Raw genomic sequence first — 21,510 nt, 5'->3', positions numbered from 1 at the left:
GTCTCCAATGTGCCGGCCACGTCGCCGGACAGGGTCACGTGGCGTCATTTCTGCTGCGCTGCAGCATCGATTCCGCCTTGACATAAATCATGGCAAGTGAGTAATTGCTCAAAGCCAAGGCAAATGCTCATCTTGGTTTAAGGGAGGAATTTGATGAAACTTCGCACGCTCACCCTGGGCCTGTTGTCGGCCAGCGCCCTTGCTTTCGCCGCGCATGCCGAATCCATCACCATCGCCACCGTCAACAATGGCGACATGGTCCGCATGCAGAAGCTGACGGACGACTTCACCAAGGCCAACCCCGACATCCAGCTCAACTGGGTCACCCTTGAAGAGAACGTGCTGCGCGAGCGCGTCACCACCGACATCGCCACCAAGGGCGGCCAGTACGACGTCATGACCATCGGCACCTACGAGGTTCCGATCTGGGCCAAGCAGAGCTGGCTGCTGCCGCTCGACAAGCTCGGCGACGACTATGACGTCAAGGATATCATTCCGGCCATCGCCGGCGGCCTTTCGGTCGACGGCAAGCTCTATGCCGCGCCCTTCTACGGCGAAAGCTCCTTCGTCATGTACCGCAAGGACCTGATGGAGAAGGCGGGCCTCAAGATGCCCGACGCGCCGACCTGGGACTTCATCAAGCAGGCCGCCGACAAGATGACCGACCGCGCCAATGGTGTGAACGGCATCTGCCTGCGCGGCAAGGCCGGCTGGGGCGAGAACATGGCCTTCCTCACCGCCATGTCGAACTCCTTCGGCGCCCGCTGGTTCGACGAGAACTGGAAGCCGCAGTTCGACCAGCCGGAATGGAAGAACACGCTGCAGTTCTATGTCGACCTGATGAAGGCCGACGGTCCGGAAGGTGCTTCGTCAAACGGCTTCAACGAGAACCTGGCGCTGTTCCAGCAGGGCAAGTGCGGCATGTGGATCGACGCCACGGTCGCCGCGTCCTTCGTCTCCGATCCGAAGGCCTCGCAAGTCGCCGACAAGGTCGGCTATGCGCTGGCGCCCGACAATGGCCTCGGCAAGCGCGGCAACTGGCTATGGGCGTGGTCGCTGGCGGTCCCCGCCGGCACCCAGAAGGCCGACGCCGCCGAGAAGTTCGTCTCCTGGGCAACCAGCAAGCACTATGCCGAGCTGGTCGCCTCGAAGGAAGGCTGGGCCAACGTCCCTCCGGGCACGCGTTCTTCGCTCTATGCCAATCCGGAATACCAGAAGGCGGCGCCCTTCGCCAAGATGACGCTGGATTCCATCAATGCCGCCGATCCGACGCATCCGACCGTCAAGCCGGTGCCCTATGTCGGCGTGCAGTTCGTCGCCATTCCTGAATTCCAGGGTCTTGGCACCACCGTCGGCCAGCTCTTCTCGGCCGCCCTTGCCGGCCAGTCGAGCGTCGACGATGCCCTCAAGCAGGCCCAGGACGCAGCCACCGCGGCGATGACCGAAGGCGGCTACATCAAGTAAGGCTCCTCCCGGTGCCGAACGCCGGTCGCCCATCATGGCCGGCAAGGGGCCGCCCGAAACCCAGTTCGGGCGGCCACCCTTCAAAACCGGGAAGATTCTGGGCACAACTCTGAAAATCCGGCTGACCTTGGGAGGGTGACCGTCATGGCTACTCAGCAAACCCGTTCGCTTGCCCGTTTCATGATGGCGCCATCGGTGGTCCTGCTGTTCATCTGGATGATCGTGCCGCTCGTCTTCACGATCTACTTTTCGCTCCTGCAGTACAATCCGCTGAACCCGATCCGCGACGGCTTCGTCTGGTTCGCCAACTACAAGCTCTTCTACTCCAATCCGGCGTTCTTCGCCGCCATCCTCAACACGCTCACCATCGTCGTCAGCGTGCTGGTCATCACCGTAGTTGGCGGCATCCTTCTGGCGATGCTGCTCGATCAGCCGATCTGGGGCCAGGGCATCGTGCGCATCCTGGTCATCTCGCCGTTCTTCGTCATGCCGCCGGTCGCGGCACTGGTGTGGAAGAACATGATCATGCACCCGCAATATGGCGTCTTTGCCGATATAGCGCGCTTCTTCGGCGCCGAACCGATCGACTGGTTCGGGCAGCATCCGCTGACCGCAATCATCCTGATCGTCGCCTGGCAATGGCTGCCTTTCGCCACGCTGATCCTGCTGACCTCTCTGCAGTCGCTCGACGGCGAGCAGAAGGAAGCGGCCGAAATGGATGGCGCCGGCTTCCTCAGCCGCTTCATCTACCTGACGCTGCCGCATATGTCGCGCGCCATTACCGTCGTCATCCTGATCCAGACGATCTTCCTGCTCTCGGTCTATGCCGAGATCCTGGTCACCACCAATGGCGGCCCCGGCTACGCCTCCACCAACCTGCCCTTCCTGGTCTACCAGAAGGCGCTGTTGGAGTTCAAAATCGGCCAGGCATCCGCCGGTGGCGTGATCGCCGTCATTCTCGCCAACATCGTTGCCTTCTTCGCCATGCGCGCCGTCGGCAAGAACCTGGACAAGTGAGGGAGGACCCGACATGGCCCGCGCAGTCACCACCCAGCACAAGACCATCGCCACGGCCGCGGCCTGGGTCGTCGCCCTGCTGATCTTCTTTCCGATCCTCTACACGATCATCACATCGTTCAAGTCGGAGCAGGAGGCGATCCAGGGCTTCAACCTGATCCCGTCCGGGACCTTCGAGAGTTATTCGGAGGTCCAGCAGCAGAGCGGCTACTTCAAGTTCTTCTTCAATTCGGTGCTGCTCTCGGTCGGCTCGACCGTCCTCGCGCTCATCGTCGCCATCCCGGCGGCCTGGTCGATGGCGTTCTCGCCGACCAAGCGCACCAAGGACATCCTGATGTGGATGCTGTCCACCAAGATGATGCCGGCCGTCGCGGTGCTGTTCCCGATCTACCTGATCTTCCGCGATAGCGGCCTGCTCGACAGCCGCATCGGCCTCACCGTCATGCTGATGCTGATCAACCTGCCGATCGTGGTCTGGATGCTCTACACCTATTTCCGCGAGATCCCGGGCGAGATCCTGGAAGCGGCGCGCATGGACGGCGCCTCGCTGTGGAACGAGATCATCTATGTGCTGACGCCAATGGCCGTTCCCGGCATTGCCTCGACCATGCTCTTGAACATCATCCTCGCCTGGAACGAGGCGTTCTGGACCATTCGGCTCACCACCACCAACGCCGCGCCGCTGACGGCCTTCATCAGCTCCTTCTCCAGTCCGCAAGGCCTGTTCTGGGCAAAGCTCTCGGCGGCCTCGACATTGGCGATCGCGCCGATCCTGATCATGGGCTGGTTCAGCCAGAAGCAGCTGGTGCGCGGCCTGACCTTTGGCGCCGTGAAGTAGGAACGCCCACGCGGCGGACGACGAAGACCATCCCCGGGAGGAAACCATGGGAAACATCACGCTCAAGAACGTCTCCAAGTCCTTCGGGTCGACGACGATCATTCCGAACATCGACCTCAACATCGAGGACGGCGAGTTCGTGGTGTTCGTCGGCCCCTCGGGCTGCGGCAAGTCCACGCTGCTCAGGCTGATCGCCGGGCTGGAGGACACCAGCGGCGGCACCATCTCGATCGATGGCCGCGACGTCACCCGCGAGGCGCCGGCCAAGCGCAAGCTCGCCATGGTGTTCCAGTCCTACGCGCTCTATCCGCATATGACGGTCGCCAAGAACATCGCCTTCCCGCTGAAGATGGCCGGCGAGGACCAGGCGACCATCGACAAGAAGGTGAAGGACGCGGCCCGCGTTTTGAACCTCACCAACTATCTCGAGCGGCGTCCAGGCCAGCTCTCCGGCGGCCAGCGCCAGCGCGTCGCCATCGGCCGCGCCATCGTGCGCCAGCCCTCGGCCTTCCTGTTCGACGAGCCGTTGTCCAACCTCGATGCAGCGCTTCGCGGCACGATGCGGCTGGAGATCAGCGAGCTGCACCATCAGTTGAAGACGACGATGATCTACGTCACCCACGACCAGGTCGAGGCCATGACCATGGCCGACAAGATCGTCGTGCTCAACGCCGGCAACATCGAGCAGGTCGGCTCGCCGATGGAGCTCTACAAGACGCCGAAGAACCTCTTCGTCGCAGGCTTCATCGGCTCGCCCAAGATGAACATGATCGAAGGCGCGCCGGCGGAGAAGTACGGCGCCAAGACCATCGGCATCCGGCCCGAACATCTCAATATCTCGACCTCGTCCGGCGACTGGAAGGCGACGGTCGGCGTTGCCGAGCATCTCGGCTCGGACACCTTCCTGCACGTCCAGGCGGACGGGATCGGCACCGTCAATGTCCGCGCCGACGGCGAGGTCGCGGTCAGGCATGGCGACACCGTCTACCTGACCCCCGACAAGACCAAGCTTCACCGCTTCGGCGCCGACGGCAAGGCGCTGGCCGCGTGAGGACGGGACAGTGAGGTTGAGAGGCAAATCGGCGCTGATCACCGGATCGGCGCGCGGCATCGGCAGGGCTTTCGCCGAGGCCTATGCGCGCGAAGGCGCGACGGTGGCGATTGCCGATATCGACCTCGACGCGGCGCAAGCGACGGCGAAAGCGATCGGATCCGCGGCTTACGCAATCCGGCTCGACGTCACCGACCAATCCTCGATCGAGGCGGCGGTGAAGGCGGTCGAGGCGAAGGCCGGCGGTCTAGACGTGCTGATCAACAACGCCGCGATCTTCGACCTGGCGCCGATCGTCGAGATAACCAGGGCGAGCTACGAAAAACTGTTCGCGGTCAATGTCGCCGGCACGCTGTTCATGCTGCAGGCGGCCGCCCGCTCGATGATCGCGCGCGGCAAGGGCGGCAGGATCATCAACATGGCGAGCCAGGCCGGCCGCCGCGGTGAGCCGCTGGTCGCGGTCTATTGCGCCACCAAGGCCGCCGTCATCTCGCTGACTCAATCGGCCGGGCTCGACCTCATCAAGCACCGTATCAACGTCAACGGCATCGCGCCGGGCGTCGTCGACAGCGACATGTGGGACCAGGTCGACGCGCTCTTCGCCAAATATGAGAACCGGCCGAAAGGCGAGAAGAAGCGGCTGGTCGGCGAAGGCGTTCCCTATGGCCGCATGGGCAAGCCGGAGGACCTCGCCGGGATGGCGGTTTTCCTCGCCAGCGACGAGGCCGAATACATCGTCGCCCAGACCTACAATGTCGATGGCGGGCAGTGGATGAGTTGAACGGTTGAGGGGGACGGCGCTTCTCTCTTTCCTCCGGAGAAGACGCCATGGGGCAGGTGAGGGGCGGCGGACTGGAACACCAGGCGCCGCCCCTCACTCCCACTCCACAGGAGGCGGAACAGTCGGGCTGCGGATCGGCCAAAGGGTAAAATGAGATGACCGTGAAACTCTCTTCCTCCAATCTCGCCAGGCTGCCGGCCAAGGTCGCCGGTCCGAAATATGATCGCTCTGCGTTGAAGGCCGGTATTGTCCATTTTGGCGTCGGCAATTTCCACCGCTCGCATCAGGCGGTCTATCTCGACGATCTGTTTGCTACCGGCGAAGGCCATGACTGGGCGCTGATCGGCGCCGGCGTGTTCGAAGGTGAGAAGATCGGCCGTTCCAAGCTGCAGGAACAGGACTGGCTGACCACCGTTGTCGAGCAGGACCGGGGTCACATGAGCGCCCGCGTCACCGGCGCCATGATCGATTTCCTGACGCCCGGCGATGCCGCCGCGACCATCGACCAGCTTGCCGATCCAGCGATCAAGATCGTGTCGCTGACCATCACCGAAGGCGGCTATTTCATCGACCCGGCCTCCGGCAAGTTCAACCCCGCTCATCCCGACATCGTCGCCGACGCGCAGCCGGGCGCCACGCCGAAAACCGTGTTCGGCATCATCCTTGCCGGCCTGCTGCGCCGTCGCGCCGACGGCATCGTGCCGTTCACCGTCATGTCCTGCGACAACATCCCCCATAACGGCCATGTCACCTCAGACGGCGTCATCGGCCTTGCCCGGCTGATCGACGAGGACCTCGCCAGATGGGTCGAGGACAAGGTTGCCTTCCCGAATGGCATGGTCGACCGCATCACGCCGGCCACAACCGACCGCGAGCGCAAGATACTCGCCGACGATTTCGGGCTGGAGGACAATTGGCCGGTGTTCTGCGAGCCATTCAAGCAATGGGTGCTGGAGGACCATTTCACCTCCGGCCGTCCGGCGCTGGAGAAAGTCGGCGTGCAGTTCGTCAAGGATGTCTCGCCCTACGAGCTGATGAAGATCCGCATCCTCAATGGCGGCCACGCCACAATAGCCTATCCGGCCGGCCTGATGGACATCCATTTCGTCCATGAAGGCATGCAGGAGCCGCTGGTGCGCGCATTCCTGTCCAAGCTCGAGCATGACGAGATCATTCCGACCGTGCCGCCTGTGCCCAACACCGATCTGGAGGACTATTACCAGCTCATCGAGCGCCGTTTCTCCAATCCCAAGATCGGCGACACCATTCGCCGGCTGTGCCTCGACGGTTCCAACCGCCAGCCGAAATTCATCATCCCGACCATTGCCGATCGGCTGAGGGCGGGCGAGGGCGTCGCCGGTCTCGCGCTGGAATCCGCGCTCTGGTGCCGCTACTGCTTCGGCACCACCGACAGCGGCGCCGTCACCGAGCCGAACGACCCCAACTGGGACCGCATGCAGGCCACCGCGAAGGCCGCGAAGGGCGATCCGAAGGCCTGGCTGGCGATGGATGACATCTATGGCGATGTCGGCCGCTCGCCCGTCTTCGCCGAGGCCTTCGCCCATGCCTTGAAGGCGCTATGGGCGAACGGCGCGCGCGAGACCCTGACGCGCTATCTCGCCGGCAAGCTTTGACGCTCACTGGAAGCAGATCGCGATGCGGCCGGAACTGGTCATCTTCGACTGTGACGGTGTGCTGGTCGACAGCGAGGCGCTTTCGGTCTCGGCGCTGCTCGGCATGATCGATCTCGCCGGCGGCACGGTCAGTGAGGACGCCGCCTACGAGCATTTTCTCGGCAAGAGCATGAAGAGCGTGCGCGAGATCCTCGGCCGCGATTTCGGGCTGGAGATCAGCGACCAGCACCTGACCGCCATGCGCGTCGATCTGATGCGCAAATTCCGCGAGGAATTGAAACCGATCCCGGGCGTCAAGGAGGTGCTGCCGAAGCTCGGCTTGCCTTGCTGCGTCGCCTCGTCCGGCACGCTGGAGCGCATCCGCTACGCGCTTGACGTCACCGGCCTGTTGCCGCTGCTGGAGCCGCATATCTTCAGCGCCACCATGGTCAAGCGCGGCAAGCCGGCGCCCGACCTTTTCCTCCATGCCGCTGCCTCCCTGCGGGCGCATCCGCGCAATTGCCTGGTCGTCGAGGACAGCCCGGCCGGTGTTGCCGCGGCGCGCGCGGCGGGCATGCGGGTCTTCGCCTTCACCGGCGGCTCGCATGCCGGAAATCCCGGCTTGAAAGCCCGGCTTGCGTCGACCGAACCGGACTCTATATTCGCTGACATGCTGCAATTGCCCGATCTGATTGCAGGCCTGGGAGCGAGAGAAAAAGCATCTTGACGAAGAGTTTCGTTTGCGCGGTCGATGTCGGCACCGGGAGCGCTCGCGCGGGCATTCTCGACGCGCGCGGCAACCTGCTCGCCCGCGCCGATCATCCGATCGCCATGCACCAGCCCAAGCCCGATCATGCCGAGCATGATTCGGAAGACATCTGGTCGGCGGTCTGCAAATCCGTGCGGTCCGCCCTTGAGAAATCCGGCGTTGCAGCCGCGGATATCGCCGGCATCTCTTTCGACGCGACCTGCTCGCTGGTGGCGCGCGACAGGCAGGGCGGCCAGATCAGCGTCTCGGTCACCGGCGAGAAGCGCTGGGACACGATGGTCTGGCTCGATCATCGCGCCATCGCCGAGGCCGATGAATGCACGGCGAGCGGCCACGCCGTGCTCGGTTACATAGGCGGTGTGATGTCGCCGGAAATGGAAACGCCGAAGCTGATGTGGCTGAAGCGTCATCTGCCGAAGACATGGAATGAAGCCGGCTATCTGTTCGACCTTGCCGATTTCCTGACCTGGAAGGCGTCAGGCTCGCTCGCCCGCTCGCAATGCACGCTGACGGCCAAATGGACCTATCTCGCGCATGAGGAAGAAAGCTGGCGGCGCGACTTCTTCGAGCTCGTCGGCCTCGGCGACCTGTTCGAGCACGGCAATCTGCCGGAAAAGGCGAGCCCAGTCGGCACGGATATCGGTCCGCTGACGGCGAAGGCCGCCGCCGAGCTCGGCCTGACTGAAAAATGCCGGGTTGGCGCCGGCGTCATCGACGCCTATGCCGGCGCGCTGGGTGTCCTGGGCGGCTTTGCCGGCGACGAGGAGAACATCAGCCGGCACCTGGCGCTGATTGCCGGCACATCGTCCTGCGTCATGGCGATGTCGCATGACCCGCAGCCTTTCGCCGGCGTCTGGGGTCCCTATTTCGGCGCGGCCCTGCCGACGCTGTGGCTGTCGGAAGGCGGCCAGTCGGCCACCGGCGCGCTGCTCGACCACATCATCCGCTGGCATGGCGCCGGCGGCGAGCCGGACGCGGCCATGCACATGAAGATCGCCCGGCGCGTCGCCGAGCTGCGCGCCGAGGACGGCTACGCGCTGGCCGCAAGGCTGCATGTGCTGCCGGATTTCCACGGCAACCGTTCGCCGCTCGCCGACCCGCACGCGGTCGGCGTCATCAGCGGCCTGACGCTCGATTCCTCTTTCGACAGCCTGTGCAAGCTCTACTGGCGCACCGCCGTCGGCATCGCGCTCGGCGTGCGCCATGTGCTCGAGGCGCTGAACGAGAACGGCTACCTGATCGACACGCTGCACGTCACCGGCGGCCACACCAAGAACCCGCTCTTGATGGAACTCTATGCCGACGCCACCGGCTGCACGGTGGTCGAGCCGCTGGCCGACGAGGCGGTGCTGCTCGGCACCGGCATGGTGGCGGCGACCGCCGCCGGGCTCTACCCCGACCTCAACGCGGCCTGCGTCGCCATGCAGCAGGGCGGCAGGACGCGCGCGCCCAACAAGGAAGCCGGCGCCCGCTTCGACCGCGACTACCGCATCTTCCTCGAAATGCACCGCCAGCGGCAGATGCTCGACGCGATCAGCTGATCTACTGCTTGCGCAGCGACTTGCCGGTCTCCGCGTCGAACAGATGGATGCTCTCTTCATCAAAGCTGTAGCGCACGGGCGCTCGCAACTCCGGGCATTCGCGGGCCGGCACCAGCGCGCTGATCTCCTTGCCGCCCGAGCCGAACGTCACCAGCGCGTCATTGCCATGGAATTCGATGAGGTCGGCGGTGCCTTGCAGGATGTTGCCTGCGCCTCCGTTCGCGGTCTTGAGATCCGGGGGCCGGATGCCGAGTACTACCCGATCGCCGTGCTGCAGATGGAAGCCGCCGCCTTCAAGCGATAGCACCGTCCCCGCGCCGGTCAGCGTCCAGCTATCGCCGTTGCGGCCGACCATCGCCTCGATGAAATTCATGTTCGGCGTGCCGATGAAGCCGGCTACGAACTGGTTGCCGGGACGGCGATAGATCTCCGCCGGCGAGCCGATCTGCTCGATCACGCCGTCCTTCAGAAGCACGATGCGGTCGGCCAGCGTCATCGCCTCGAGCTGGTCATGCGTGACATAGACTGTGGTGGTCTTCAGCGACTGGTGCAGCCTGGCGATCTCGACGCGCATATGGTTGCGCAGCTTGGCGTCGAGATTGGAGAGCGGCTCGTCGAACAGGAACACTTTCGGCGTCTTGATCATGGCGCGCGCGATCGCCACGCGCTGCTGCTGGCCGCCGGAAAGCTCGGTCGGCTTTCGGCCGAGATAGGGCTCCAGCCCGAGCGTCTTCGAGACCGCCTCGACCCGCTTCTTGATCTCGGCCGCTGGCACCTTCTGCCGCTTGAGCCCGAAGGCGATGTTGTCGAAGATCGTCATATGCGGATAGAGCGCATAATTCTGGAAGACCATGGCGATGCCGCGGTCGCCCGGCTCGAGATCGTTGACCACCTTGCCGCCGATCGACACCTCGCCGCCGCTGATGTCTTCCAGCCCGGCCAGCATCCTGAGAAGCGTGGACTTGCCGCAGCCGGAAGGCCCCAGGAACACGACGAATTCATGCTCCTCGATCGCGAGGTTGAGATCGCGGATGACGGTCGTGGCGCCATAGGCCTTGTCGACATGGGAGCAAACGATGGCGGACATGCCTTATCCCTTCTCGCCGGTCAGCAGGATCTGCAGCTTGACGTCCTGAGGCCTGCCTTGCGCCGCGCGCTCGAACGCCTTGATGCTCTCGGAGAAATCATAGGTGCCGGTGATCAGCGGCTTGAGGTCGACCTTGCCGGAGGCGATCAGCTGCAAGGCGCGGTCGAAGATGTTGGCATAGCGGAACACGGTCTCGATGCGCACTTCCTTGGAGATCGCCGCCGGCACATTGAGCTCGACCGTCTCCACCGGCAGCCCGACCAGCACCACCGCGCCGCCCGGCCGCACGATGTCGAACAAATTGGCGAAGGCCTTCGGGCTGCCGCTCGCCTCGAATACGATATCGGCGCCCCAATTGTCCGTCGCGCTCCGCACCGCGTCGACCAGCGACTGCTCGCCGACATTGACCGGCACGATGCCCGGATACTGGCCGGCGATCTCCAGCTTCGGCGCGGAGAAGTCCGAGATCAGCACCTTGGAACAGCCGCCCGCCAGCGCGGCGAGCGCGATCATGATGCCGATCGGGCCGCAGCCGACGACCACGGCGACGTCGCCCGGCACGATGCGGGCGCGGGCCGCCGCCTGCATGCCGATGGCGAAGGGCTCGACCATCGCGCCCTCGGCGAAGGAGACATTGTCCGGCAGCTTGTAGGTGAAGGCCGCCGGATGAACGGCGTATGGCGCGAGCACCCCGTGCACCGGCGGCGTCGCCCAGAAGCGGACATCCGGATCGACATTATAGATGCCGAGCTTCGTCGCGCGCGATGAAAGGTTGGGCAGGCCCGGCTCCATGCAGACGCGGTCGCCGACCTTCAGGCTCGTGACATTGGCGCCGACTTCGACGATCGTTCCCGAGGCCTCATGGCCGAGCACCATCGGCTGGCGCACGATATAGCTGCCGATGGCGCCATGCGTGTAGTAATGCACGTCGCTGCCGCAGACGCCGACCGTGTGGATAGCGATCCGAACATCGTCCGGTCCGACATCCAGCGGAAGCGCGATCTCGCGCAGCGACAGTTCGCCTTTTTTCTCAAGCACCAGTGCCCGCATCGGGTATCCTCACTTCAACTTTTCTTTTGCCGGAAAACGGAATTCAGGAAGCCGCTGAGCACGCCCAGGAAGAGCAACGGCGGCAGCGACAGGAGCACGACCGAGGCGTTGAGGATGCCCCACGGCACGTTCATGCCTTGCTGCGACAGCTCGGACGCCACGATAGGCAGCGTCTTGGCGTTGGAACTCGACAGCATCAGCGCGATCAGGAACTCGTTCCAGACCAGCACGAAGCTAAAGGCGATGGCGCCGATCAGCGAGCGCGCCGCCACGGGAAGCGCGATCCGCCAGAACACCGAATAGGCACCGTAGCCGTCGACGAAAGCCGCCTCCTCGATCTCCTTCGGCACACCCTGGAAGGCGGGGATGGCGAGCCACATGATGACCGAGATGGTGAGCAGCGAATAGGTGACGATCAGCGCCGGCAAAGTGTCGTAGAGGCCGATCTGCAGCCAGATCACCATCAGCGGGATGGCCACCGCCACCGGCGGCAGGAAGCGCAGCGAGAGCACGAAGAACTGGATGTCGCCGGCAAAACGGTTGGGATAGCGCGCCACCGCATAGGCTGCCGGCAGGCCGAGCACGATGCCGATCAGCACCGCCGCGCCGCAGGCGACCGCGGAGTTGTAGAGCCCGGTCAGCACGCTGTCGCGGCCGAGGATGTAGCTGATGTTGGCGAGCGTCGGCGTGAAGACCACCTTCGGCACGCGCGTGATGATGTCGACATTGTTCTTCAGCGCATTGAGCGCCGTCCAGACCAATGGGAACACGGCGAGGAACCCGGCCAGCGCCAGGACGGCCTTGGCGATCAGGCGGCCCGGTCTTATCGGCTTCATGCCTGCACCCGCTTCCACAGCATGGTGAAGGTAATGACGGTCGCGATCATCATCAGCACCGCCATGGCCGAAGCATAGGAGACCTTGCCGGACTCGATGAAGCCCTGCGAGAAGGCGTACATGTCGAGCGTCTCGGTCGCGACGCCCGGCCCACCGCGCGTCATCACATAGATCAGGTCGAAAGAGCGCAGCGACTCGATCATCTTGACGAACATCAGGCTGATCAGCGGCGCCTTCAGCATCGGCAAGGTCACATAGGCATGGATCTGCCAGCGCTTGGCGTGGTCGAGCCTTGCCGCCTCGATCGGCTGCGGCGGCAAGGTTTCGAGCAGCTTCAGCACGATGACGGCGAAGAACAGCCCCCATTGCCAGACATCGACCAATGCGACGGCGAAGAGCGCGGTGCCCGGCTTGGACAGCGGATCGAAGATCAGCCCGCCGGTGACGAGCCGATAGGGGTATGTGGCAATGCCGTAGAGCGGGTGATAGGCGAACTTCCAGACGAAGGCGGCCGAGACGCGCGGCAAAAGCACCGGGATGATGAACAGCAGGCAGTAGAAATTGCGCAGGCGCGGGCCGGCGACCTCGAACATCAGCACGCCAAGCCCGATCGCCACCACCATCGTCGCCACCACGGTGACGATCTCCCATTTCACCGACACCCAGACCGCGTTGAGGAAACGTCGGTCGCTGAAGAGATCGGCGAAGTTCGAAAACCACACCCAGGAATAGCCCGGCGCGCTCAGCTCACGGTTCTGCAGCGCGATGACGATGGCATAGAGCGTCGGCACCATCGACAGCACCAGCAGGATGGCGAGCGTCGGCATGAGAAAGGTGACGGGCAGGGAAGAGCGGCGGCGCATTGCCTATCCTCTGGGTGTATCGGGATGCCAGGGCAGGAAACCCGCGGCGCCGGTCCCGGCATTCCTTCGAATGCCGTGGACCGTACGCCGCGGGCGGGAGGATTACTTCTTCTTCACCAGCTCGTTGGCATAGGCCTCGAGCTCGTTGAGGCCGCCCTTGATATCGGTGCGCGTGCCGGTGACCAGCTCCTCCAGGATGATGCCCCAGCGGTCGCCGAGGTCGGGCCAGCGCGGATCCTGCCAGAAGTTCACCGCCGTCACCTTGCCGGTTTCGGCCAGCGCCTGGCCGAGATCGGCGCCGTAGATGTCTGCGAATTCCTTGCTGGAGAGCACGCTGGTGCGGTTCAGCTCGCCGAACTGATGCGCGTCGAGACGGCGCTTCTCATTCTCCTTCGACGTCGCCCAGGCAATGAACAGGCCGGCGCATTTCTTAGCCGCGTCATCCGCATTGGCCTTGGTGCCGATGGCAAGCCCATGGCCGTAGCCGCCGCCCGGCAGCGGCGAGGGCGGCGGCAGGAAGCCGACCTTGCCGACGACCTGCGAGGTCTTCGGGTCCACCGCCATGCCCGACAGCGGCGTCGATTCGACGAGGATAGCGACCTGGCCGGACAGGAAGGCGCCGGTCGATTCATCCCAGCTGCCGGTCTGCGTGCCGGGTGCCGAGTCCTTGAACAGCTTCAGATAGGTCTCGGTCGCCTTCACAGCCGCGTCCGAATTGAAAGCCGGCTTGTCGCCGTCGAACCACTTGCCGCCATAGGCCTTGAAGAACGGCATCCAGCGCCAGACATTGGCGCCCGAGCCGCGCGCGCCGCGCAGCGCGATGCCGTATATGCCCTTGTCGGGATCGTTCAACTTCGCCACGTCGGCGATCAACTCGTCCAGCGTCTTCGGCGGCTGGACGCCGGCGGCCTCCAGCACGTCCTTGCGATAGACCATCAGGTCGCCGCCGCCGGTCAGCGGCGCGAACCAGACCTTGCCGTCATAGGTGGCGACCTTCTGGCGGCCCGGATCGAAATCGGCGAAGTCGTATTCAGCCGGGTAATAATCGGTCAGCGGCGCGATCCAGCCCGAGGAAGCGAACAGCGCCACATTGGCCTCGTCGACATAGTAGACGTTGTAATTGCCGACGGTGGAAGCATCGGCGCGCGACTTGGCGCGGCGGTCGTTCTCGTTGAGGTAGTCGATCTGGAAGGTAGCGCCGGAGAGTTTCTTGAACTCGTCCTTGGAGTCCTCCAGAAGCGTCAGGCCGTCGCGCGGCTGCGCCAGCACCTTGATCGGCGCCGAGCACACCGGCGCCTGGGCAAGTGCTGCGGTTGATACGGAAGCGGTAAGCACGAACGCTGCGCCGAGGCTGGCAGCGAGCCGATGTGAATTCATTGATTTTTCTCCTCCAGGAACACTCGCGGCAGCGGAGGTCATCTGACTAGGCGACCCTCGCCGTCGCCCGTCTGACCTGCCACCCATCGCCAAAATGAGCAATTGGAGGAGGCGAGACTAGAAGCCCCTTTGCAGCAGACCTGTACTTTTATGCATTGTGCGGCGCAAAAAAAGTCACGGACAGAGTCTGCTCGTCACACGAGTATCAGTGCAATCGGAAGTGGGCGGATATCGGCTGTGTCACGCCCTTAGCGTCAGCCGTTGCCGTGACAGCTTGCGATAGGAGGACGGCGTCATCTTGTGCTTGCGCAGGAAGGCGCGGTTGAAGTTGGAGATGTTCATGTAGCCGACCTGGAAGCAGATATCGGTGATCGGGATCTCGGTATCGGCGAGCAGCTTGCAGGCCTGCCAGAGCCTCAGCTTGGCGACATGGTCGCTGAAGGAGTTGCCGGTGTTTTTCTGGAAGAAGCGCGAAAACGTGCTCTCACTCATTCCCGCCAAGGCTGCCACGTCGGGCAGCTTCAGATCCTCGGCGAAATGCTGGAACAGATAGATCAGCGAGCGCTGGATGATGTCGAGCGATTCAGCGTCGAGCAGCGGCGAGAAATCCGGCGACGACAAGAGCTCGTATTCGTCGGTGGTGGCCAGAAGCTCGAGCAACTCGAGGAACATGCGGAACCTTGCCAGCCCATGCACCTCGCCCATCCGTTCCATAAGTTCGGCGCCGTCGAGCGCCGTCTGGCCGTGGAAAACCATGCCGCGCAGCGAGCGTTCCAGAAACGGCTCCAGTTCGCGCAGTTCCGGCAGCAGCCCGGACGAGCCGCGCAGCCGCTCGGCGTCGAACTGCAGCACGATATCGCGGCCCTCGATCAGCTCGCCCGGCTGCACCGCCGTCACCCAGTCATGCGGCAGCCCGCCGCCGACGATGGTCAGGTAGCCTGGCCCGAACTCGCCGATATGGTCGCCGACCAGCACCACGCCGGACGATTTCCTGAGCAGATGGATCTCGTATTCCGGGTGGAAATTCCAGACATTGCGCTCCCACGGATAATCGTCCAGCCGCCACAGGAAACTCTCGCTCGCCTCCGTCACGATGTGCTCGAAGGCGGGCGCCGTGCGCGGAATCGCGGCCGTGTTCTTTCTGCGCCTGAACGGCATCCATTCCTCCCGGCATGGCGCGCCGGCTGCGCATGCCCGGGGGCATCCGTAGCAGCCCAAGGCCGGCAAATGAAAGAGGCGTCGCGGAATCCGGGCTCCGCCTGGATCAATCGCTAACCCGGCCTCCTCCCTTGCCAACATGTCGCTTTTCATCCACAAGGCGACGCAAATGGCGCCATTTTGCGCCGTTGTGTACGGCTTCCGGCCTTTTTGCCGACGCGCCGTGTTCTGAAAGAGCGGAACAATGTCTGCGATCGAAACCGGCGCCCTCGCGCCGGAAAACCTTTGGCGTCAGGAAATCAGGGCGACGATCGCGCTCGCCTGGCCGATGGTGCTGACAAATCTCGGCCAGACCGCCATGACCGCGACCGATGTCATGATGATGGGCCGGCTGGGGCCGGATACGCTCGCCGCCGGCGCGCTCGGCTCCAACCTCTATTTCATGCCGCTGATCTTTGGCTTGGGACTGATGCTGGCGACCTCGCCGATGATGGCGACCGAGCTCGGCCGCCGCCGCCATTCGGTGCGCGACCTGCGCCGCACCGTGCGCCAGGGCCTATGGCTGGCGATCCTGATCTCTCTCCCGATCTGGATTTTTCTCTCGCATGGCGAAGAGGTGCTTCTGGCCATGGGCCAGAAGCCGCAGCTCGCGCATGAGGCCGGCATCTACCTGCATTGGCTGCAATGGGCGGTGCTGCCCTTCTATGGCTATATCGTGCTGCGCTCCTTCATCTCGGCGCTGGAGCGGCCGGGCTGGGCACTGGTCATCGTTTTCGTCGCGGTCGCCTGCAACGCCTTCTTCAACTGGGTGTTCATGTTCGGCAATCTCGGCGTCAAGTCGATGGGCATCGCCGGCTCCGGCCTCGCCACCACTTTGTCCAGCACGCTGATGTTCATCGGCCTGGCGGCGGTGGTGATGCTCGAGAAGAAATTCCGCCGCTACCGGCTGTTCGGCCGCTTCTGGCGCTCCGACTGGCCGCGCTTCCGCGGCCTGCTCAGGCTCGGCCTGCCGATCGCCGGCATCCTCGCCTTCGAGGTGACGATCTTCAATGCGGCGGCCCTGCTCATGGGCCTGATCGATGCGGATTCGCTGGCCGCCCACGCCATCGCCATCCAGATCGCCTCGATCTCCTTCATGGTGCCGCTTGGGCTCAACCAGGCGGTCACCGTGCGCGTCGGCCTGGCGCATGGCGCCGGCAATCCCGAAGGCGTGTCGCGCGCCGGCTGGACCGCCTTCGTCATCGGCGTCTCCTTCATGGCGCTGATGGGCCTGGTGATGATTCTGTGGCCGCATGCGCTGATCAGCGCCTTTATCGATCTCGCCGATCCGGCCAATGCTAGGGTGATCACGCTTGCCGTGTCGTTTCTGGTGTTTGCGGCGCTGTTCCAGATTTTCGACGGCGCCCAGGCGGTGGCTGCCGGCATGCTGCGCGGCCTGCACGACACCAAGGTGCCGATGATCTATGCCGCGATCGGCTACTGGGGCGTCGGCCTGCCCCTCGGCGTGCTGCTCGCCTTCCATTGCGGCCTGAACGGCGTCGGCATCTGGATCGGCCTGGCGTCAGGGTTGGCTGTGGTGGCGGCGCTGCTGCTGGCGCGCTGGCTCCGGCGCGATCGCATCGCGCCGGCGCTGTCGTTCGGGCATTGAGGCAAATGGCTATCGGTCTTGAGGTAGCAGTGTCTGCATAGGGTCGACGTTAACTTGGCCTACCACAGACACTCACTCGCCGTGTCGTGCAGCGCTCGGCTGCAGGCGACTGTATGCTTCCATCAAGCCCGGCGCCGAGGATTGAAGCAAACGGAGCACCGACGCCTGACGCTTGCAAGGGGTAGTTTGAGCATTAATCTCGGAAATTCGAGCCGTCAGGCCGTAGTATTCCAGTAGGATATCGAGTTCGTCTTTCGACAAGAAATTCACTGCCTTGTCCATTTCCCGAGCCATCCTGATGGACATCGCGATCAAGCTCGATATGTCTTTCAGTGTTGGATGACCGATCTCGAAATCATTCAGCAATCGATCGACGGAGAGCCCTGCAAAGCTTGAATCAATCTCGGCTGACGCTGATCGCAGATTTCTCATCTGTTGGGGTGTCAGCGATGCGCGAGAACGCGGATGAACCGCGCGATTTCGCCAGTGAACGAGCAGCGCGGCACCAGCTACCAAATGGTTCCCCGAGCCGAGCAATTCAGCGGCCACATCGGCGAGCTTGTCTGCACGAGTTGTGTTACTGTCCCACCTGCTTCGGACAGAGCTGAAGCGAGGTAGCTGCGCCGTTGCTGTCACAAATTCAGAGAGGGCTTCTGCAACGCGGACGAGGACGGCCTCGAGCACGAATCTTCTCGATTTGCGAGCTGCGGCCACGCGGTCTTGAGGGTTCCAGGAAATATTCAATGTCTCCGGCTTCTCGTGGCCCCTTTCAACGGCATCAAGCCCAACAACAGTGGTATTGAGGTTAGCCACTGCTTCGCCTACGGCGACGAGGAGCTCTCTTAGCGGCTGGATTGGGCGAGCGCCGGGACTGGTGGCGCCGTTGGGATTCGAACCCACACTACCTGCTTTCAAAACACATTCCTCTAATCGGCAGGTGTGCTACCATTACACTACGGCACCGTCTGGATTTGTAACTGCCGCAAATTCGAATGTCACGGGGCGTCGGTGCGCCGGGACTTCCTTAGCACGCAGTTCCATAATTCGCAGGCATCTTCGATTTTAGTCAACGTACATGAATCGGCTCAACGCGCAGCCGCGCCGCTCCAGCCGCCGCGCATATTGCGTCAGCGGAAAACACATGACGAAGAAGATCAGCGCCACCAGCCCGTAGACCTTGAACGGCTCGAAGGTGGCGTTGTTGATGGCGTTGGAGGTCCTGACCAGTTCCTCGAAGCCGATGATCGAGGTCAGCGCCGTCGATTTGATCAGCTGCACCAGGAAGCCGACGGTCGGCGCGCGGGTGATGGCGAAGGCCTGCGGCAGGATGATCAGCCTGAGCTCCTGCAGATAGTGCAGCCCGAGGCTGGCGCCGGCGTCCCATTGTCCGCGCGGCAGAGCGTCGACGCCGCCGCGCCAGATCTCGGCGAGGTAAGCGCTGGCGAAGAAGGTGAGCCCGAGCACCGCCGCCGTCCACGGTTCGATGCGCAACCCCAGCATCGGCAGGCCGAAAAACATCAGGAAGAGCTGCATCAAAAGCGGCGTGCCCTGGAACAGCGCGATATAGCCCGAGGCGATCCGCTTGACCCATTTGTTTTTGGCGATGCGGAAGAACAGCACCACAAGCCCGACCAGCGCGCCGCCGATAAAGGCGGCGAGCGACAACAGCACCGTCCAGCGGGCCGCGAGCAAAAGGTTGCGCACGATGTCCCAGAAGGTGAACTCGATCATGACACGCCTGCTCCGAGCGCCCGGCGTCCGCCGCTGACCAGCAGCCGGCGCAGCCCCATCGACAGGCCGAGATAGACCATCGTCACGACGAAATAGGTCTCGAAAGCGCGGAAGGTGCGGGCCTGCAGCATGTCGGCCTCGTAGGTCAGCTCGCGCACCGCGATCTGCGACACCACGGCCGATTCCAGCATCATGATGACGATCTGGCTGGTCAGCGCCGGGTAGATCACTTTCAGCGCCTGCGGCAACACGATCTTGACGAACACCTGGCGTGGCCTCAGCCCCAGCGCGAGCGCCGCCTCGGTCTGTCCGCGCGGCACGGCGTCGAGCCCGGCGCCGACGATCTCGATCGTATAGGCTGCCATGTTGAGCGTCATCGCCAGCATCGCGGCCAGGATCGGGTCGAGCCTGATGCCGAGGCTGGGCAGGCCGAAGAAGATGAAGAACAGCTGCACCAGGAACGGCGTGTTGCGCATCACCTCGACATAGATGCCGATCGCGAGTTGAAGCGGCTTGGGGCCGTTTCTCTTTCCTGCCGCGCCGAGGATGCTGAGGAAGGTGCCGGCGAGCGTGGTGACGGCGATCAGAAGCAGCGTCATCGCCGCGCCGCGTGCGATCACGCCCGCCGCACCCGCAAGCCAGCCGAAGTCGAGGCTGTAGCCCATGGCGATTGACCTTGTTGGAGCAGGCGGAACGGCTCAGCCCTCATTGCAGGCTGAACCGCGCCGGAGATCAATCCTTGAGGTTGGCGGGATTGAGCGGCGTCTTCAGCCAGGCCTTGGAGCTTTCGTCCAGCTTGCCGTCGGCGAGCATCTTGGCGACGGCGTCGTTCACCGTCTTCTTCAGCCGGTCCTCGTTCTTGTTGAGGCCGATATGCGAGGGCGAGGTCAAGAGCTGGAACTTCTGCTCCGGCTGCAGCGCGTCCTGTTTGGCCAGCACCTGGGCGCCGACATCGTTGCCGACCACCATCAGCTGCGTCTGGCCGGAGATGAAGGCCTGGATGACGGAATTGTAGTTGTCGAAGCGGCGGATATCGGCGGAAGCCGGCGCGGCTTCGGTCAGCGACGTATCCTCCAGCGTGCCGCGATTGACGGCGATCGACTTGTCGGCGAGGTCTTCCTTGCCTTTGACCGCGAGCGCTTTCGGCCCGATGACGGCGATGTAATAGGGCGCGTAGGCGGCGGCGAAATCGATCACCTGCTCGCGTTCCTTGGAGTAGCCGACGCTCATCAGGATATCGACGCGCTTGTCGGTGAGATACGGAATGCGGTTCTGGCCGGTGACGCTGACCAGGTTGAGCTTCACCTTGAGCGAGTCGGCGATCGCCTGCGCCACGTCGATATCATAGCCCTTGATGCTCATGTCGGCGCTGGCCGAGGAGAAGGGCGGGAAGTCCGAGAAGATGCCGACATTGATGGCGCCGGCCTTGGTGATGTCGTCGACGGCGTCGGCCTTGGCCTGCGTGGCCAGGCCTGCGGCGCCGAGCATCATGGCCGCCGCGATGGCGGATTTCAGTGCATTGCGAAGAGTCATGGTTATTCCCCTGCTGGAAGCTTGTTGTTGAAACCGGCCGCCGGCTCCAGCGCGGCGGCCGTATTGGTCAGTTGGTTTCAGCCTTTCTTGATCGCCGGGCTGAACACCATCAGGCTGAGAATCTCGAACAGGACCTGGGCGCCGACATGGGCGGTGTTGGTGGTCGAGTCATATTGCGGCGCCACCTCGACGACGTCGCCGCCGACGATGTTTAGGCCCTTCAGCCCGCGCAGCAGCTCCAGCACCTCGCGCGCCGTAAGCCCGCCGACTTCCGGCGTGCCGGTGCCCGGCGCGAAGGCCGGATCGATGCTGTCGACGTCGAAGGAGATGTAGGTCGGACCGTCGCCGACAATCTTGCGCGCCTTCTCGATGATCGCCGGGATGCCGAGGCCGGTCACTTCCTCGGCATGCACGACGGTCATGCCGGATTCGTAGGTGAACTCCCACAGATATTCGGCCGAGCCGCGGATGCCGATCTGGATCGTGCGCGACGGGTCGAGCACGCCGTCCAGCACCGCGTTGCGGAACGGCCCGCCATGGTGGAACTTGGTCATGTCGAACAGCCCGCTGGTGTCGCAATGGGCGTCGATATGGATCATGCCGACCGGCGCTTTTTTGCCGACCGCCTTCAGGATTGGATGGCTGATCGAATGGTCGCCGCCAACCGAGAGCGGCAGCAAGCCGGCATCGACGATCTGGTTGGTGCGCTTTTCGATGTCCTCGTGGCTGATCTCCAGCCGGTAGCGGCTGCGGAACGGCGTGTCGCCAATGTCAGCGACGCGAAGCTCATGCGTCGGCGCGCATTCCAGCACATGGTTGTAAGGGCCGATGCGTTCGATGGCGCGCAGCGCCCGCGGCCCGAAGCGCGAGCCGGGACGGTTGGTGACGCCGAGATCCATCGGCACGCCGATCATCGCCACCTGCAGGTCGCCGAAGTCCGGGTTCTCGGCGGCAATTTCCCGATAGGGCGCGGCGAGGAAGGTCGGGACGCCGGAATAGGGGGCGAGCCGCGTGCCCGACTTGTTGAAGATCTTGTCGGCCACCTTGCGGAATTTCGGGTCGAACATCTCGCCGCCATGGCTCTCGCCATATTTGCGGCGCAACGCTTCGAGCTTGCCGCGATCGTAACCCATGTCCGGTTCTCCTCTGCTTG

20 protein-coding genes and 1 tRNA gene are annotated in these 21,510 nt (G+C 63.7%); 9 read left to right on the top strand and 12 right to left on the bottom strand.

Annotated elements, in window-relative coordinates:
* The first annotated feature begins 153 nt into the window (after positions 1–153).
* From EN862_RS28070 to EN862_RS28035, 8 genes are all read left to right on the top strand, one after another.
* Positions 154–1,464 carry a sugar ABC transporter substrate-binding protein gene (locus EN862_RS28070; protein ID WP_127866726.1) on the top strand — a complete coding sequence of 437 codons (1,311 nt, stop codon included), beginning with the start codon at positions 154–156 and terminating at the stop codon, positions 1,462–1,464.
* A 144-nt stretch (positions 1,465–1,608) separates the two neighbouring features.
* Positions 1,609–2,481 carry a sugar ABC transporter permease gene (locus EN862_RS28065; RefSeq protein WP_127866725.1) on the top strand — a complete coding sequence of 291 codons (873 nt, stop codon included), beginning with the start codon at positions 1,609–1,611 and terminating at the stop codon, positions 2,479–2,481.
* A gap of 13 nt (positions 2,482–2,494) precedes the next feature.
* Positions 2,495–3,319, top strand: coding sequence for a carbohydrate ABC transporter permease (locus EN862_RS28060; RefSeq protein ID WP_127866724.1), 825 nt, complete (start codon positions 2,495–2,497; stop codon positions 3,317–3,319).
* A gap of 46 nt (positions 3,320–3,365) precedes the next feature.
* Positions 3,366–4,370, top strand: coding sequence for an ABC transporter ATP-binding protein (locus EN862_RS28055; protein WP_127866723.1), 1,005 nt, complete (start codon positions 3,366–3,368; stop codon positions 4,368–4,370).
* A gap of 10 nt (positions 4,371–4,380) precedes the next feature.
* Positions 4,381–5,151: an L-iditol 2-dehydrogenase gene (locus EN862_RS28050; RefSeq protein ID WP_127866722.1), complete on the top strand. Its 771-nt coding sequence runs from the start codon at positions 4,381–4,383 to the stop codon at positions 5,149–5,151.
* A 155-nt stretch (positions 5,152–5,306) separates the two neighbouring features.
* A complete protein-coding gene (locus tag EN862_RS28045; protein WP_127866721.1) occupies positions 5,307–6,785 on the top strand; it encodes a mannitol dehydrogenase family protein in 1,479 nt (492 codons plus the stop codon).
* 22 nt (positions 6,786–6,807) lie between these two features.
* Complete coding sequence (locus EN862_RS28040) at positions 6,808–7,491, top strand: HAD family hydrolase (RefSeq protein ID WP_127866720.1); 684 nt, start codon at positions 6,808–6,810, stop codon at positions 7,489–7,491.
* On the top strand, positions 7,488–9,074 hold the full coding sequence (locus tag EN862_RS28035) for an FGGY-family carbohydrate kinase (RefSeq protein WP_127866719.1): 1,587 nt from the start codon (positions 7,488–7,490) through the stop codon (positions 9,072–9,074). Before EN862_RS28040 ends, EN862_RS28035 begins: the two co-directional genes overlap by 4 nt.
* A gap of 1 nt (position 9,075) precedes the next feature.
* On the opposite strand, the gene ugpC is transcribed toward EN862_RS28035, so the two are convergent.
* From ugpC to EN862_RS28005, 6 genes are all read right to left on the bottom strand, one after another.
* Positions 9,076–10,161, bottom strand: coding sequence for a sn-glycerol-3-phosphate ABC transporter ATP-binding protein UgpC (gene ugpC, locus EN862_RS28030; protein ID WP_127866718.1), 1,086 nt, complete (start codon positions 10,159–10,161; stop codon positions 9,076–9,078).
* A gap of 3 nt (positions 10,162–10,164) precedes the next feature.
* Positions 10,165–11,211, bottom strand: a complete 1,047-nt coding sequence (locus EN862_RS28025) for an NAD(P)-dependent alcohol dehydrogenase (RefSeq protein WP_127866717.1) — start codon at positions 11,209–11,211, stop codon at positions 10,165–10,167.
* Between the two features lie 14 nt (positions 11,212–11,225).
* Positions 11,226–12,047: a carbohydrate ABC transporter permease gene (locus tag EN862_RS28020; protein WP_193771581.1), complete on the bottom strand. Its 822-nt coding sequence runs from the start codon at positions 12,045–12,047 to the stop codon at positions 11,226–11,228.
* Complete coding sequence (locus EN862_RS28015) at positions 12,044–12,910, bottom strand: sugar ABC transporter permease (RefSeq protein WP_127866715.1); 867 nt, start codon at positions 12,908–12,910, stop codon at positions 12,044–12,046. The genes EN862_RS28020 and EN862_RS28015 overlap by 4 nt, the downstream gene beginning before the upstream one ends.
* Before the next feature lie 102 nt (positions 12,911–13,012).
* Positions 13,013–14,287, bottom strand: a complete 1,275-nt coding sequence (locus EN862_RS28010; RefSeq protein WP_127866714.1) for a sugar ABC transporter substrate-binding protein — start codon at positions 14,285–14,287, stop codon at positions 13,013–13,015.
* A 240-nt stretch (positions 14,288–14,527) separates the two neighbouring features.
* Positions 14,528–15,445: an AraC family transcriptional regulator gene (locus tag EN862_RS28005; protein WP_127866713.1), complete on the bottom strand. Its 918-nt coding sequence runs from the start codon at positions 15,443–15,445 to the stop codon at positions 14,528–14,530.
* Between the two features lie 244 nt (positions 15,446–15,689).
* Here EN862_RS28005 and EN862_RS28000 point away from each other — a divergent pair, with 244 nt between their 5' ends.
* The gene (locus EN862_RS28000) at positions 15,690–17,093 is read left to right on the top strand and encodes an MATE family efflux transporter (RefSeq protein WP_127866712.1); all 1,404 of its coding nucleotides are present in this window, start codon (positions 15,690–15,692) and stop codon (positions 17,091–17,093) included.
* Positions 17,094–17,165: 72 nt separating this feature from the next.
* On the opposite strand, the gene EN862_RS27995 is transcribed toward EN862_RS28000, so the two are convergent.
* The 6 genes from EN862_RS27995 to speB all read right to left on the bottom strand — a co-directional run bounded on the left by EN862_RS27995 (position 17,166) and on the right by speB (position 21,490).
* The gene (locus tag EN862_RS27995; protein ID WP_127866711.1) at positions 17,166–18,008 is read right to left on the bottom strand and encodes a hypothetical protein; all 843 of its coding nucleotides are present in this window, start codon (positions 18,006–18,008) and stop codon (positions 17,166–17,168) included.
* A tRNA-OTHER gene (locus EN862_RS27990) sits at positions 17,966–18,056 on the bottom strand. Before EN862_RS27990 ends, EN862_RS27995 begins: the two co-directional genes overlap by 43 nt.
* Positions 18,057–18,155: 99 nt before the next feature.
* On the bottom strand, positions 18,156–18,824 hold the full coding sequence (locus tag EN862_RS27985; protein WP_127866710.1) for an amino acid ABC transporter permease: 669 nt from the start codon (positions 18,822–18,824) through the stop codon (positions 18,156–18,158).
* Positions 18,821–19,489 (bottom strand): amino acid ABC transporter permease, encoded by a 669-nt coding sequence (locus EN862_RS27980; protein WP_127866709.1) that lies wholly within the window; start codon positions 19,487–19,489, stop codon positions 18,821–18,823. The genes EN862_RS27985 and EN862_RS27980 overlap by 4 nt, the downstream gene beginning before the upstream one ends.
* Before the next feature lie 67 nt (positions 19,490–19,556).
* Positions 19,557–20,357 carry a transporter substrate-binding domain-containing protein gene (locus EN862_RS27975; protein ID WP_127866708.1) on the bottom strand — a complete coding sequence of 267 codons (801 nt, stop codon included), beginning with the start codon at positions 20,355–20,357 and terminating at the stop codon, positions 19,557–19,559.
* A 77-nt stretch (positions 20,358–20,434) separates the two neighbouring features.
* Positions 20,435–21,490 (bottom strand): agmatinase, encoded by a 1,056-nt coding sequence (speB, locus tag EN862_RS27970; RefSeq protein WP_127866707.1) that lies wholly within the window; start codon positions 21,488–21,490, stop codon positions 20,435–20,437.
* Positions 21,491–21,510 lie beyond the last annotated feature (20 nt).

The sequence above is a fragment of the Mesorhizobium sp. M2E.F.Ca.ET.219.01.1.1 genome, from assembly GCF_004016445.2.
Lineage (GTDB): Bacteria > Pseudomonadota > Alphaproteobacteria > Rhizobiales > Rhizobiaceae > Mesorhizobium.
Note: the sequence above shows the minus strand (reverse complement) of the source record. Positions and strands in the feature narration are given on the sequence as shown.